The organism is Burkholderia perseverans, from assembly GCF_022870505.1.
In the GTDB taxonomy this organism is placed as follows: Bacteria; Pseudomonadota; Gammaproteobacteria; order Burkholderiales; family Burkholderiaceae; genus Burkholderia; species Burkholderia plantarii.
The window spans coordinates 248,724-262,126 of the sequence record NZ_CP045093.1 but is presented as its reverse complement, the minus strand read 5'-3'; the positions used below and the strand labels follow the sequence as shown (position 1 = coordinate 262,126).

Sequence of the window (13,403 nt, the reverse complement as noted above, 5' to 3'; positions counted from 1 at the left end):
TCACATCACGCTGTATTCGTTGAAGGCATCCACCACGCTGCGCCCCGCCGCCACGGCATCGCGCACCTTGCGCTCGAGCCGGTTCTTGGCGATCGCGCGCGTGATCACCTCGTGCTCCACTTCGCGTGGAATCACGCACACCCCGTCGTTGTCGCCGAACACGAGGTCGCCGGGCCGCACCCGCACCTCGCCGATGCGGATCGAGCAGCGGAAATCCACCACGTTGTGGCGCCCCTGCAGCCCGTAGGCATGGGTGCCGTGCGCGAACACCGGCAGCCCCAGTTCGCCGATCGCGTTGGCGTCGCGCACGTGGGCGTTGAGCACCACGCCGGCCGCGCCGATCTTCTTCACGCGCGAGGCCAGCAAGTCGCCGATCCGCGCGGCGCCCACCGGGCCGCCGCTGGCGATGTACACCTCGCCCGGACGCAGCGCCTCGATCGATTCGAACAGCAAGCCGAACGGCTTCGCGTCGTAGCGCCTGAGGCCGCCGTGCGGCACCGGCGGATCGTCCTGCACCGGCATCGCGCGGCCGATCATCACCATCTCGGCGCGCAGCGGCCGGATCGCGGGCGGCAGCATCGGCGCGGCGAAACCGAGCTGTTCGAGCACGTCGCTGACGGGGCACGTCGCCAGCTCCTCGCGCATCAGCGCGAACAGTTCCTCATCCGTATTCCATTGGGCCATTGTCTTGTCATCCAGTCAGGGTGGAATCCGGCTCGCCGAGCAGCACGGCCAGCTCCCGGTTGATCTCGTCGAGCACGTCGGCCTGCTTCTCGTGGATGAAGAAGTGGCCGCCCTCGAAGTTGCGCAGCCGGAACCCGCCGCGCGTATGGCGCGCCCAGCCCGCGGCCCCCGCGTCGTCGACCATCGCGTCGGCGGTGCCCTGGAACACCACGATCGGGCAGTCGAGCGGCGGCTCGGCCTCGTAGCGGTAGGTCTCGAACACCTGGCCGTCGGCGCGGATCCTCGGCAGCAGCAGGTCGAGCAGCACCGGATCGTCGAGGATCGTGTCGGGCGTGCCCTCGCAGGCGCGCAGCACTTCCACGAACTGCGCGTCGTCGAGCGTGTAGCGGATCACCTCCGGCACCACGTCGGGCGCGTACTGCGCCGAGACGATCAGCACGCGCGGCAGCGCGAAGCCGGCGCGGCGCAGCCGGCGCGCCACGTCGAACGCGATCCGCGCCCCGGAGCTGTGCCCGAACATCACGTAGGGCCGGTCGAGCCAGGGCGCGAGCGCCTCGGCCACCGGCGCCCCGATCTCGTCCATGGCATGCAGCAGCGGTTCGTCGAGCCGGTTCTCGCGGCCCGGCAGCTGCACGGCGAGCAGTTCCACCTCGCCGGGCAGCTCCGCGGCCCACGGCGCGAACATCGATGCGCCGGTGCCCGCGTAGTGGAAGCAGACGAGCCGCACGCGCGCGTCGGACCTTGGACCGCCGGCGCCGAACAGGAGCCAGTCGGATTCGCGCGTCTCCAGATCGGCGCCGGTCATCGCTCAGGCCGTCGCCGTGGCCTTGGCGGCCAGCGGTTGCGAGACGCGGTTGTGGCCGTAGCGATCCTCACCGGCCACCAGCACCGTCGAGTAGCGGTCGAGCGGCAGCACTTCGCCGAAGTGGTGGAACGACTCCTGGCCCGCGTACACCTTCACGTGCGTCGGCACGTAGCGCGTGGCCCAGCCGAAGCGCACCGAATCCTTGGTCGAGTTCGGGTTCGAGCCGTGCATGCAGCGCGACGTGAAGATGAAGAACTGGCCCGGCTTCACTTCCATGTGGACGGCGCGGTCCTCGTCGGGCTTCCACTTCGGATCGAGCTTGAGCTTCTCGTAGTCGTAGCCGTAGAAGCCGGACTTCTGGCCGTCGTCGAGCACGCGCTGGTTGAAGTTCTCCGGCTCGAACGGGATGTTGCGCTTCTCGTCGAAGTACCAGGTGCGGTGGCTGCCGGGCATCAGCTTCAGGCAGCCGTTGGCCTTGGTGGCCTCGCTCATCGCGACCCAGGCAGTCAGCTCCCACGGGCGGCCTTCCTCGGCCGCGGTCGGTTCGAGCTTCTCGGTGCCCTCGAACTCGACGAAGCTTTCCGCCTGGTGCCAGTCGGTGCCTTCGTCGCCCGGATACTTCGGGAACCACTCGGTGCGCCAGCTCAGCACGTCCGGCCCGAGGATGCTCGAGATCCGGTCGACGATCGCCGGATGGCTGCTCATCCGGCTCAGGTTCGTCAGGTCGAGATGGCGGTCGTAGTTGAGCTTGCTGTCCGGGAACGGCGCGTTGGTGGCGTCGAGCAGATCCATGCGGACCTCCTCCCAGACGCGCGTCATCTCTTCCGGTTCGTACAGCGTGAACGGGCCGGCATAGCCGTTCTCGTAAAAGAACTTCTTCTCGTCCTCGGACAGGTGAAAACGCTTCTGCATCTCAGTTCTCCTAAATTTGCATGGAAGACCATGCGCGGGGTAACGACGGGTACTGCGGGGTTCCACCGCTCGCGCGGCGCCGGGGGCGGACGAATCTCGGGATCGACCGGGCAGCGGGCTCGCGCCCGCCGACGGTCAGCTCGCCGCGTCGGCCGTGTTGCGACTCGCCTCGCGCAGCGCGTCGGTGGCCGCCGCCAGCTCGGCGACGCTCGAACGCGTGCGGTCGAAGAACTGACGCGGCGGCGGCGTGATGCCCACCTTCGCCTTCATCTGCTTCAATACTTCGACGAGATTCAGCGAGTTGCCGCCGATATCCGGAAAACGCGTTTCGGGCGTCACGTTCTTCACGCCGATCACGTCTTCCAGAACCTGAATCAAGATGGCTTCGGTTTTCATGAATTGACTTCCTCCTGGTGGCTTGTATTGATGCGTTGCTGCAAAATCGACAGAAGCGCCTTGCGATCCGTCTTTCCCGACGACAACACCGGAAACTCGTCCAACACCGTCAGATAGCGCGGCACCATGTAGGCGGGCAGCTCGCCCGCGAGCCGCTGCCGGATCGCGGCGAGCTGCGACTCGGTATCCACCGCCTGCGCCTGTTCGAACAGCACGCCGGCCGCGAGCACCTTCTCGCCGAAGCGCGTGTCGAGCACGACGATTTCCGAGCCGTGGACGTGCGGCACGCTGTCGATCACGCGCCGTACCTCGTTCAGATGGATCCGGTAGCCGCCGAGCTTGACCTCGTTGTCGCGGCGGCCCATGTAGAACAGGCTGCCGTCGTCGAGCCAGCGGCACAGGTCACCGGTGCGATAGAACGGCACGCCGCCCACGTGGGTGAGCCGCGCGGCCGTTTCCTCGGGCAGGTGCCAGTAGCCCTGCATCACCTGGGTGCCGCCCACCATCAGCTCGCCGGGCGTGTCGGGCGTGTCGATCGCGCGGCCGTCGTCGCCCACCAGCAGCACCTTCACGTGCTCGAACGGCACGCCGATCGGATAGAGCGTGCGGCGCTCCGGCTCGATCTCGCGGATCACGTGCGCAGTGGACGCGCAGGTCGCCTCGGTCGGCCCGTAGGCGTTGATCACCTGCACGCCGGGGGTCTTGCGCATCCAGCGCTGGACCGTCTTGATGTCGGGCACGTCGGTGCCGGTCAGGATCTGCTTCAGATGCGGCAGCGGCGCCGTGGCGAAGTGCTCGGCCTGGGCGAGCAGGCCCAGCATCATCCCCCACGCGGAAAAGTGCGTGACGTCGTGCGCGCAGAGCGCGTCGAGCATGATGTCGGGCACCACCACGTCGTCGTGGACGTACAGATGCGCGCCCTGCGAGAGCGGGAACAGCATGTCCATCAGGAACACGTCGAAGTGCAGCGGCGAGAAGCTCGCGCAGCGCGACTGCGCCGTCACCTCGTAGACGCGGCGTGTGCCGTCGAAGAAATCGGCGATGCCGCGATGGGCGATCAGCACGCCCTTGGGGCGCCCGGTCGAACCCGAGGTGTAGATGCAGTAGGCGGTGGCCGAGGGGTCGAGATCGGGCAGCGGCAGCGCGCGCACGCAGGCGTCGCGCAGCGCCGAATCGTCGTCGTCGTGGAGCCGCTCGACGTCGCTCACGCGCAGCACCGGCGCCGCTTCGGGCAGCGCCCCGGCCACCAGTTCGGCGATCTCGTCGTCGGCGATCACGAGCGCCGGCGCGATGTCGGTGAGGATGTAGCGCAGCCGCTCGATCGGCATCTTCGGGTCGAGCGGCACGTGGATGCAGCCCGCCTTGAAGGTGCCGACCATGGTCGCGACCATCAGCGCGCAGCGGCTCGCCACCATCACCACCCGGTCGCCCGGCGCGCAGCCATACGACTGCAGGCGCAGCGCGAAACGCGTGCTGAAGACGTCGAGGTCGGCGTAGCTGAAATCGCCGCGTGAATCGGACAGCGCCGCGCGATACGGCGTGGCCTGCGCGTGCGTCTGGATGGCTTGAACGATGTGTCCGGACATCTCGATGACCCTCCTGCGATGTGTCTCTATGGGCACCTTCTGCAAGGCGGGCGACATGGCGCACCGATCCCTTGGGCGCATCGCGTGGTGCATGCAGGCAGGCATGCGCGATACGCTCGGCCGGGTTCGGCCCCTCGGTTTGGTCGGACGGCCGTTGGTGCGACGCCGCATCGGATGCGGCGTGCCCGCGGGCTGCGTCCCTCTCTCTCATTCGTGTTTCTTCTGCTCAATTCCTGAGATGCACATTAACGGGATAGCGACGGGGAATGACTTAGATCGTTTCCTGCATATGCATGGAATTTTTCATCATTCCTGGATATAACCGTCGCCGAGCAGCCCGAGCTGGCGCGCCTTGTTCGCGCTGACCTTGATGTGTTCGCTGTCCAGCTTGCGGTTGATCGCGGTGAACAGCTGGTAGGCCGCGCGTTCGGCGATGCCGAGTTCCGCGGCGACGTGGCGCGCGCTGCCGCCGCGCGCCACCAGCCGCAGCGCCTGCAGCTCGCGCGCCTCCAGCGAGAGCGTGGCGGCCAGCTCGCGGCGGCGCCGCAGCACCTGCCATTCGAGCAGCTCGTTGGCGAGGCCGCGCAGCGGGCGGCGGTGCGCCCACAGCACTTCCTCGCCGCCGGGCGGCTCGGCCGCCGTGCTGACGTGCAGCACGCCGATGGTCGCCACGTCTCGCCGGTGCGCCGGGTGGAACTGGTGGCTGCGCATGCCGTGCAGCGGGCCGTGCCGGTTCAGCCAGTGGCCGGGCGGCATCACCAGCGACGAGCCGCGCAGCGGCCGCGTGTCGTCGTGCGCGTGCGCGACGGCGGGATCGTTCAGGTACCAGTGGCGCTCCACGTACTGCTGCGCCCAGGCCGGATCGCCGCCGATCAGCAGGTGATGCGCGGCGACCTCGCCGCTGCGCTCGTCGTAGACGAACCAGTGGAAGAAGCACTGCACGGCGCCGCAGGCGCCCGTGATGCGCCGCATCAGCGTGATCAGCTCGGCATCGCTCTCGCATTCGGACGCGTAGGCGGGCAGCCGCTCCGGCGCGCGCGCGGCGGCCGGGGCGGGAGCACCGGGGGCGCCGGGCGTGCCTTGCGGACCTTGAACGCCGGGCGTGCCGGCCGCCGCCAGCGCATCGAGCACCGCGCGGTATTCGTCGCCGAGCTGCGCCGCGTAGGGATCCTGCGCGACGAACTCGGCCAGCGCCGCGCGATCGCGTGCGTCGATGCGCTGGATCGAGTGGGACTCGCCGGGCGCGCGCCGGTGCCGCTCCAGCACGAAGCCGTGCCGGGGGCTGCCGCGCGCCACGAGCGAGATCTGCTTGCCGCCCGTCACGCCGTGGCGGACTTGCAGGAGGTCGTCGTAACCGAATTCGGGGATAGGACGGGAAGGGGGAACGGAGTGTCGAGCCATGTGCGCCGGACCACGTGTCGAGTGAGTGGAGGCGATGGCGGTCCGTCCGGCCGCCGCGCTCGCCAATCGAACCGGCACGGCGACAGGAACGGATTGCGCACGGGACGTGAACGCAATGAACGACTGGGACGATCGACTGGATTGGCATGCCTCGCTCCGCGCCACGCGCACCGACGGCCATCGGTGGGATCGAGCGCGCGGCGGATGCGCCGCCGCGCGCCGGTGATCTCGAGCGACGAGAAACAGGCCCGGCCCGGAGCCAACATGGCCGGACGCGGCGCGCCGCCGAAGCGGGCACGCAGCAGCCGGCACGGCCGGGCGGTGGAAGCCGAAGTGACAGACGGACGAACGTGCGCGGCCGGCAAGGGCGGCGGCACGTGACGACGCGGCCGCGCCGCGTCGATGGACGCGGCGCGGCCGCCCGATGTGCGCGGAGCCGGGAGGCCCCGCACCGGGGTCGCGAACGCAGCGCGGCGGCGCAGCGTCGCGCACGGCACGCGACCCCGCTACGGCAGGCCTGGCCGCGGCGGACGGTGCCGGTTCGCTCGTGCGGCCCGAAGCCTCTCCTGGACTCGGGCCGGATTGCGGAGACGATGACGGCGGGTGCGGGAGCGGCCGCACCCGCGCTTGCCCGCGCCGTGCGCCCTCCCGCCCCGCCATTCCTTGTAGCTGAAACTCAGACTTCGTACTCTCTCGTCGTCGAATGCCTGATGGCCGGGTCCGTCGTGCGTCCCGGCCTTGTGTTGTTCATCGTTTGCCGCACGGGATGCCGCGCGTCCTGGCGCGCGGCATCCCGGTACCACCGGTCAGATATGCAGCGCGTGACCGAGCGCGCGCAGCGCCGCTTCCTGCACCGCCTCGCCGAGCGTCGGATGCGCGTGGATGGTGCCGCCCACGTCCTCGAGCCGCGCGCCCATCTCGAGCGACTGCGAGAACGCCGCCGCGAGTTCCGACACGCCGCGGCCCACCGCCTGCCAGCCGAGGATCCGATGATCGTCGCGCCGCGCCACCACGCGCACGAAGCCGTCGGTGCCTTCGATCGTCATCGCGCGACCGTTGGCCACCAGCGGGAAGCTGGCCACCAGCGCGTCGTCGGGCGCGGCGGGGTCGTGCGGCGCGAGCCCCACCGACACCACCTCGGGGTCGGTGAAGCAGATCGCCGGGATCGCGGCCGGCATGAAGCGCCGCCGCTTGCCCGAGACGATCTCGGCCACCATCTCGCCCTGCGCCATCGCGCGATGCGCGAGCATCGGCTCGCCCGCCAGGTCGCCGATCGCCCAGACGTTGCGCATCGAGGTCCGGCACTGGTCGTCGACCTTCAACGCGTTCCCGGCGCGATCGAGCTGCAGCGCCTCGAGCCCCCAGCCCTGGGTGCGCGGCCGGCGCCCCACCGCCACCAGCACGCGGTCGGCCGGCAGCGCCGTCTCGGCGCCGGCGGCATCCTGCACGCGCACCGCGTCGCCGGCCGGGCCCAGGCCCAGCACCTTGCGGCCGAGCTGCAGCGTGATGCCGAGCCGCGCGAGCGCGGCGGCCACCGGCTTGGTCAGCGCCGCGTCGTAGATCGGCAGGATGCGCTCCTGCGCCTCGACCACGCTCACCTCGGCGCCGAGCTTGCGGTAGGCGATCGCCAGCTCGAGCCCGATGTAGCCGGCGCCCACCACCACCAGCCGGCGCGGCAGCGTGGCGGGCGAGAGCGCCTCGGTGGACGACTGCACGATGCCGCCGAACGGCATCGACGGCAGCGCGACCGGCTCGGAGCCCGCCGCGAGCAGCAGGTGCTCGCAGCGGATCCGCACCGGGCCGGCGGCTTCGCGCATGACTTCCACGGTCTTGCCGTCGATCACGCGCGCGTCGCCGCGCACCAGCTCGACGCCGTGGCGCTTGAGCAGCGTGGCCACGCTGCCGGTCAGCTTCCCGACGATGCCGTCCTTCCAGGCGACGGTGCGCGCGATGTCGATCTCGGGCGAGGCCACGCGGATGCCGAGCGGCGAGTCGCCGTTGTAGTGACGGGCCTTGTCGAACTCGTCGGCCGCGTGGATCAGCGCCTTGGACGGAATGCAGCCGATGTTCAGGCAGGTGCCGCCCGGCTGCGCGCGCTCCACCACCACGGTGGGCACGCCCAGCTGCGCGGCGCGGATCGCGGCGACGTAGCCGCCCGGGCCGGCGCCGACGATGAGCAGCGTGGTTGTAATCGGTTCGTTCATCGGCTCAATCCACGAAAAGCAGGGCCGGCTGCTCCAGCAGCGCGCGCACGGCCTGAATGAATTCGGCGGCGTCCATGCCGTCCACCACGCGGTGATCGAACGACGAGGACAGGTTCATCAGCTTGCGCGCGACCACCAGCCCGTGGCGGATCATCGGCCGCTCGACGATGCGGTTCACGCCGACGATGCCCACCTCGGGATGGTTGATCACCGGCGTCGAGACCACGCCGCCCAGTGCGCCGAGGCTCGACAGCGTGATGGTCGAGCCGCTAAGCTCGTCGCGCGCCGCGCGGCCGCTGCGCACCGCCTCGGCCAGCCGCGCCACCTCGGCCGCGAGCGCCCAGACGTCGCGCGTCTCGGCATGGCGCACCACCGGCACCATCAGCCCGGCCTTGCTCTGCGTGGCCACGCCCAGATGCACCGCGCCGTGGCGCGTGACCACGCCGGCCTCGTCGTCGTAGCGCGCGTTGATCTGCGGGAAATCGGCCAGCGCGATCACCATCGCGCGCGCGATGAACGGCAGCATCGTCAGCTTGCCGCGCGTCTCGCCGTGGCGGCGGTTCAGCTCGGCGCGCAGCGTGTCGAGTTCGGTCACGTCGATCTCCTCGACGTAGCTGAAGTGCGGAATGCGCCGCTTCGACTCCTGCATCTTCTCGGCGATCCGGCGGCGCAGGCCGATCACCTGCACCGCCTCCTCGTCGTGGCGCTCGGCATAGCCGCTGCGCGCGGCGGGCGCGCCGCCGCCCGACATGCCGCCGCGGCCCTGCAGATAGGCGTCGAGATCCTCGTGCAGGATGCGCGCCGCCTCGCCCGTGCCGCGCACGAAACGCAGCTCGATGCCGAGATCCCAGGCGCGCTTGCGCACCGCCGGCGAGGCGAGCGGCCGCTCGCCGGGCTCGCGCGCGACGGGCAGCGCGGCCACGGCGTTCGCGGCCGCGCGTTCGCCGCGCCCGGCCACCGGCGCGAGCGTGGCCTGGGCATGGGCCGCTTCACGGGCCGGCTCGCGCGTGGCTTCCTGCACGGGTTCACGAACGGGTTCGTGCTTCGGCTCCTGCACCGCTTCGCGCACCGCCGCCGGCGCGGCCTGCTTCGCCTCGTTCGCGGCCACCGCCGCCTCGCCGCGATGGTTGCCGCTGCCGTCCACCTCGATGCGGATCAGCTCCGCGCCTACCGCCATCATGTCGCCGGCGCTGCCGCCGAGCGCGGCGACCACCCCGGCCACCGGCGACGGAATCTCCACCGACGCCTTGTCGGTCATCACGTCGGCCAGCGCCTGGTCCTCTTTCACGAGGTCGCCCACCTTCACGTGCCACAGCCCCAGTTCGACTTCCGCGATGCCTTCGCCGATGTCCGGCATCTTGATCACATGGATACCCATCTCAGCCCTCCATCACGCGTCGCATCGCCTCGCCCACGCGGCTCGGCCCCGGAAAATACGCCCACTCCTGCGCATGCGGATAAGGCGTGTCCCACCCGGTGACGCGCTCCACCGGCGCTTCGAGCCAGTGGAAGCAGTGCTCCTGGACGAGCGAGATCAGCTCGGCGCCGAACCCGCAGGTGCGGGTGGCTTCATGCACCACCACGCAGCGCCCGGTCTTGCGCACCGACGCGACGATCGCGTCGAGATCGAGCGGCCACAGGCTGCGCAGGTCGATCACCTCGGCGTCGATGCCGGTTTCCTGCGCGGCCGCGAGCGAGACGTGGACGGTGGTGCCGTAGGTCAGTACCGTCATCGCGTGGCCGGGCCGCACCACCGCGGCCGTTTCGAGCGGCACGGTGTAGTAGCCCTCGGGCACGAGGCTCGCCGGATGCTGGTTCCACGGCGTGACGGGACGCTCGTGGTGGCCGTCGAACGGGCCGTTGTAGAGCCGCTTCGGCTCGAGGAAGATCACCGGATCGTCGTTCTCGATCGCGGCGATCAGCAGGCCCTTCGCGTCATACGGGTTCGACGGCATCACCGTGCGCAGCCCGCAGACCTGCGTGAACATCGCCTCGGGGCTCTGGCTGTGGGTCTGGCCGCCGTAGATACCGCCACCGCACGGCATGCGGATGGTGAGCGGCGCGGTGAATTCGGCCGCCGAGCGGTAGCGCAGCCGCGCGGCCTCGGAGACGATCTGGTCGGAGGCCGGATAGAAGTAGTCGGCGAACTGGATCTCGCAGACGGGCCGCAGCCCGTAGGCGCCCATCCCCACCGCCACGCCGACGATGCCGCCCTCGGAGATCGGCGCGTCGAACACGCGCGAGCTGCCGAACTTCGCCTGCAGGCCCTCGGTGCAGCGGAACACGCCGCCGAAATAGCCGACGTCCTGGCCGAACACCACCACGTCGCCGCTGCGTTCGAGCATCACGTCCATCGCGGAGCGCAATGCCTGGATCATGGTCATGGTCGTGGCCGACTGACCCTTCGGTTGTGCTGTGGTCATCGGTCAGACTCCGAGTTGCTGGCGCTGGCGCCGCAGGTGTTCCGGCATGTCCTTGTAGACATCCTCGAAGAAGCTCGCCACGTCGGCGACGCGGTCGTCGCCGAGCGTGCCGAAGCGCTCCGCCTCCTTCTGCGCGGCGATCACCTCGGCCTCGAGCACGCCCTTCAGGTCGGCATGCTCCTGCTCGGACCAGATGCCCTCGCGGATCAGGTGGCGCTTGAAGCGCTCGATCGGATCGCCGAGCGGGAAATGGGTCCAGTCGTCGCCGGGGCGGTACTTCGACGGATCGTCCGAGGTCGAGTGCGGGCCGGCCCGGTAGGTGACCCATTCGATCAGCGTCGGGCCGAGGTTGCGCCGCGCGCGCTCGGCGGCCCAGCGCGAGGCGGCGTAGACCGCCAGGAAGTCGTTGCCGTCCACCCGCAGCGAGGCGATCCCGCAGCCCACGCCGCGCCCGGCGAAGGTCGCGCCCTCGCCGCCCGCGATCGCCTGGAACGTCGAGATCGCCCACTGGTTGTTGACCACGTTGAGGATCACCGGCGCGCGGTAGACGTGCGCGAAGGTCAGCGCGGTGTGGAAGTCGGCCTCGGCGGTGGCGCCGTCGCCGATCCAGGCCGACGCGATGCGCGTGTCGCCCTTGATCGCCGAGGCCATCGCCCAGCCCACCGCCTGGATGAACTGGGTGGCGAGGTTGCCCGAGATCGTGAAGAAGCCCGCCGCGCGGTTCGAGTACATCACCGGCAGCTGGCGGCCCTTCAGCGGATCGCGGTCGTTCGACATCAGCTGGCACATCAGCTCGACGAGCGGCACCTCGCGCGTGATCAGGATGCTCTGCTGGCGGTAGCTCGGAAAGCACATGTCGCCGTTGTCGAGCGCGAAGGTATGGGCGGTGCCGATCGCCTCCTCGCCCAGGCTCTGCATGTAGAACGAGATCTTGCGCTGGCGCTGCGCGATCAGCATCCGCGAATCGAACACGCGCGTCTTGAGCATGGCGTGCATGCCGGCGCGCAGCCGCTCGCGGTCGAGTTCGGGTGCCCAGGGGCCGACCGCGCGTCCGTCGTCGTCGAGCACCCGCACCAGGCCATGGGCCAGATCGCTGGTATCGACCGGCGTGACGTCGATTGGCGGCCTGCGCACCTTGCCGGCCGGGGAAAGTTGCAGATAAGAAAAGTCGGTTTTGCAGCCCGGTCGCCCGGTCGGCTCCGGTACATGCAATTTCAATGGCCCGTATTGGCTCATTTAATCATCTCCACGTTTGATTTTGTCGCCCGCTTCGGCGGTGATCGTAACAATTCGCCGCACGGAGTGATAGAGCCTTTCGTCCCGGAGTCATACCGATTTTCAAAATCTTTTTACGATGTTATTGAAAACCAAAAACAGCACGTAAAAAGTGGTATTTCCGATCACCGCCGGCGCGCGGAAAAGCAAGGCCCGGCGGGGCCGGAGCGCGAATCGGCCGGATTTTCCGGCCGGCGTGCGCGGCGCACCGTTTTTATTTCATCCGTAATCTTCGGGATTTATTCATTACGCGCGGGATTCGCGTGGTTTTTGAATTCGGCGGTGATATTGCGCGCGGCGCGCGACCTGTGCGGGGCTGTGCCGGGAAATCGGCGGCGCGCCGGTGTGAAAGATTGCGCGGGGCGCGGGCAGGCCGGCCGCGGACGTGGGGGAAATCGGAGGGCGGATCAGGAGGAAGCGGTGGAGCAATCCAGGGAGGGACCGGCCCCCCCGGTAATGGGACCGGTCCCCGGCTCGTCGGGCGTGGCGCCCGACGAGCGGGCCGGCGCTAGGCGTCCACCGCCTGGGACAGCAGGTTCCTGAAGTGATTCAGCAGTTGTTGCGCCATCTGCAGATGGGGATCCTCACCGGGCTCGCCCACCACGCCGAGCATCGTGTTCACGGCCGGCAGCATGTTCTGCGCCGGCAGGTGGACGATCTGCATCGTCAGGTTCTGGACGGCCTCGCCGCGGTCAGGACCGGCGAGCTTGTCGATGCGCGGCAGCAGTTCATCGAATGCCTCCTGCCGCTTACCCGGGTCCGGCAGCTGATGCACGCCCGCGGCCAGCGCCGTCAGTTCGGCCTTGCCTCCGCCGCCCGGCTCCAGATGCGAGATCGCGCCGTCGAACGCGGCCTGCCGCACGCCGGGATCGATCGCGTCGAGCCGGTACGCGATGCTGCTGATCGGCGCGCCGCGCGAGCCCGCCGGCAGCTTGCCGATCTGCGTCATCAGCCGCCCGACTTCGGCCTGCTGCCGCTCGGGCGTCAGGCCCGGCACCGAATAGGCGAGACCGGCCAGCATCTGCGCGTGCTCGCCCGGCGTGGCCTGGCCGCTGCTCACCACGTGCTCCATCGACGCGAACGTGTTCTGGAATGCGCGCGCGCGATCGGCCGGCTCGGGCAGCTCGCAGGCCTGGAAGCCGAGGCGGGCGAGCGGATGCGACTGGGCCGCCGGCGGCAGCTCGCCGACCGCGTTCGACACGGCCTGGAACGCTGCCGCGCGATCCTCCGAAGGCAGCGTCTCGATGCGGTTGGCCAGCGCCCCGAGCGGCTTCGCGTGCAGGCTGGGGTCGAGGCCGCCCAATTCGCCGAGCGCCGCCTGCAGGGCCGGCAGCGTCGTGATCGACTCGGCACCGGCGACCATGCGCGCCGACTCGGCGGGATCGGTCGAGCGGGCCGGCGCGGCCGTTTCGGCGCTGTGGGACGCGGCGCGGCTACGGCCGGTGCGGGCGCCTTCGGCGCCGCCCTCGCCGCGAGCGGACGCCGGCGACCGGGAACGCAGGCCGGCCAGTTGCGCCGGACCGCTCTGCGTGGCGGGCAGGCCGCGCCCGGGGCGCGCTTCGGCGCCGTCCGCCGTCCCCGGCGAAACGGGCGTGGACGGCGTGGTGATCGACGGCGACGGCGATGGCGAACGAATCGGAGACATGCGCTTTCCTGGCAAAACCTTGATGGGACCATCGCAGGCCGACGACGGGCCGACAACGGCGAATCGGGTTGC

At 70.0% G+C, this 13,403-nt stretch carries 12 protein-coding genes; 1 reads left to right on the top strand and 11 read right to left on the bottom strand.

Features of this window, described 5'->3' with window-relative positions; all coding sequences use genetic code 11:
* The 10 genes from BpN12_RS01160 to BpN12_RS01115 form a co-directional block, all read right to left on the bottom strand.
* Nucleotides 1–684, bottom strand: a complete 684-nt coding sequence (locus tag BpN12_RS01160; RefSeq protein ID WP_246793460.1) for an RraA family protein — start codon at nt 682–684, stop codon at nt 1–3.
* Between the two features lie 7 nt (nt 685–691).
* Complete coding sequence (locus BpN12_RS01155; RefSeq protein ID WP_246793459.1) at nt 692–1,489, bottom strand: thioesterase II family protein; 798 nt, start codon at nt 1,487–1,489, stop codon at nt 692–694.
* A gap of 3 nt (nt 1,490–1,492) precedes the next feature.
* Complete coding sequence (locus BpN12_RS01150; RefSeq protein ID WP_246793458.1) at nt 1,493–2,401, bottom strand: chlorinating enzyme; 909 nt, start codon at nt 2,399–2,401, stop codon at nt 1,493–1,495.
* A gap of 135 nt (nt 2,402–2,536) precedes the next feature.
* Nucleotides 2,537–2,797 carry an acyl carrier protein gene (locus BpN12_RS01145; protein WP_042626999.1) on the bottom strand — a complete coding sequence of 87 codons (261 nt, stop codon included), beginning with the start codon at nt 2,795–2,797 and terminating at the stop codon, nt 2,537–2,539.
* A complete protein-coding gene (locus BpN12_RS01140) occupies nt 2,794–4,383 on the bottom strand; it encodes an amino acid adenylation domain-containing protein (protein ID WP_246793457.1) in 1,590 nt (529 codons plus the stop codon). The genes BpN12_RS01145 and BpN12_RS01140 overlap by 4 nt, the downstream gene beginning before the upstream one ends.
* Nucleotides 4,384–4,689: 306 nt before the next feature.
* Nucleotides 4,690–5,784 (bottom strand): helix-turn-helix transcriptional regulator, encoded by a 1,095-nt coding sequence (locus tag BpN12_RS01135; RefSeq protein WP_246793456.1) that lies wholly within the window; start codon nt 5,782–5,784, stop codon nt 4,690–4,692.
* Between the two features lie 806 nt (nt 5,785–6,590).
* On the bottom strand, nt 6,591–7,988 hold the full coding sequence (lpdA, locus tag BpN12_RS01130) for a dihydrolipoyl dehydrogenase (RefSeq protein ID WP_246793455.1): 1,398 nt from the start codon (nt 7,986–7,988) through the stop codon (nt 6,591–6,593).
* Between the two features lie 4 nt (nt 7,989–7,992).
* On the bottom strand, nt 7,993–9,366 hold the full coding sequence (locus BpN12_RS01125; RefSeq protein ID WP_246793454.1) for a dihydrolipoamide acetyltransferase family protein: 1,374 nt from the start codon (nt 9,364–9,366) through the stop codon (nt 7,993–7,995).
* A 1-nt stretch (nt 9,367) separates the two neighbouring features.
* Nucleotides 9,368–10,411 (bottom strand): alpha-ketoacid dehydrogenase subunit beta, encoded by a 1,044-nt coding sequence (locus BpN12_RS01120; RefSeq protein ID WP_246793453.1) that lies wholly within the window; start codon nt 10,409–10,411, stop codon nt 9,368–9,370.
* A gap of 3 nt (nt 10,412–10,414) precedes the next feature.
* Entirely contained in the window at nt 10,415–11,647 is a 1,233-nt protein-coding gene (locus tag BpN12_RS01115) for a 3-methyl-2-oxobutanoate dehydrogenase (2-methylpropanoyl-transferring) subunit alpha (protein ID WP_246793452.1), read from the bottom strand.
* Between BpN12_RS01115 and BpN12_RS01110 the strand changes: the two genes are divergently transcribed.
* Entirely contained in the window at nt 11,618–12,229 is a 612-nt protein-coding gene (locus tag BpN12_RS01110; RefSeq protein WP_246793451.1) for a hypothetical protein, read from the top strand. The genes BpN12_RS01115 and BpN12_RS01110 overlap by 30 nt on opposite strands.
* Here the strand turns inward: BpN12_RS01110 and BpN12_RS01105 are convergent.
* Nucleotides 12,195–13,331 carry a hypothetical protein gene (locus BpN12_RS01105; protein ID WP_246793450.1) on the bottom strand — a complete coding sequence of 379 codons (1,137 nt, stop codon included), beginning with the start codon at nt 13,329–13,331 and terminating at the stop codon, nt 12,195–12,197. The genes BpN12_RS01110 and BpN12_RS01105 overlap by 35 nt on opposite strands.
* Nucleotides 13,332–13,403 lie beyond the last annotated feature (72 nt).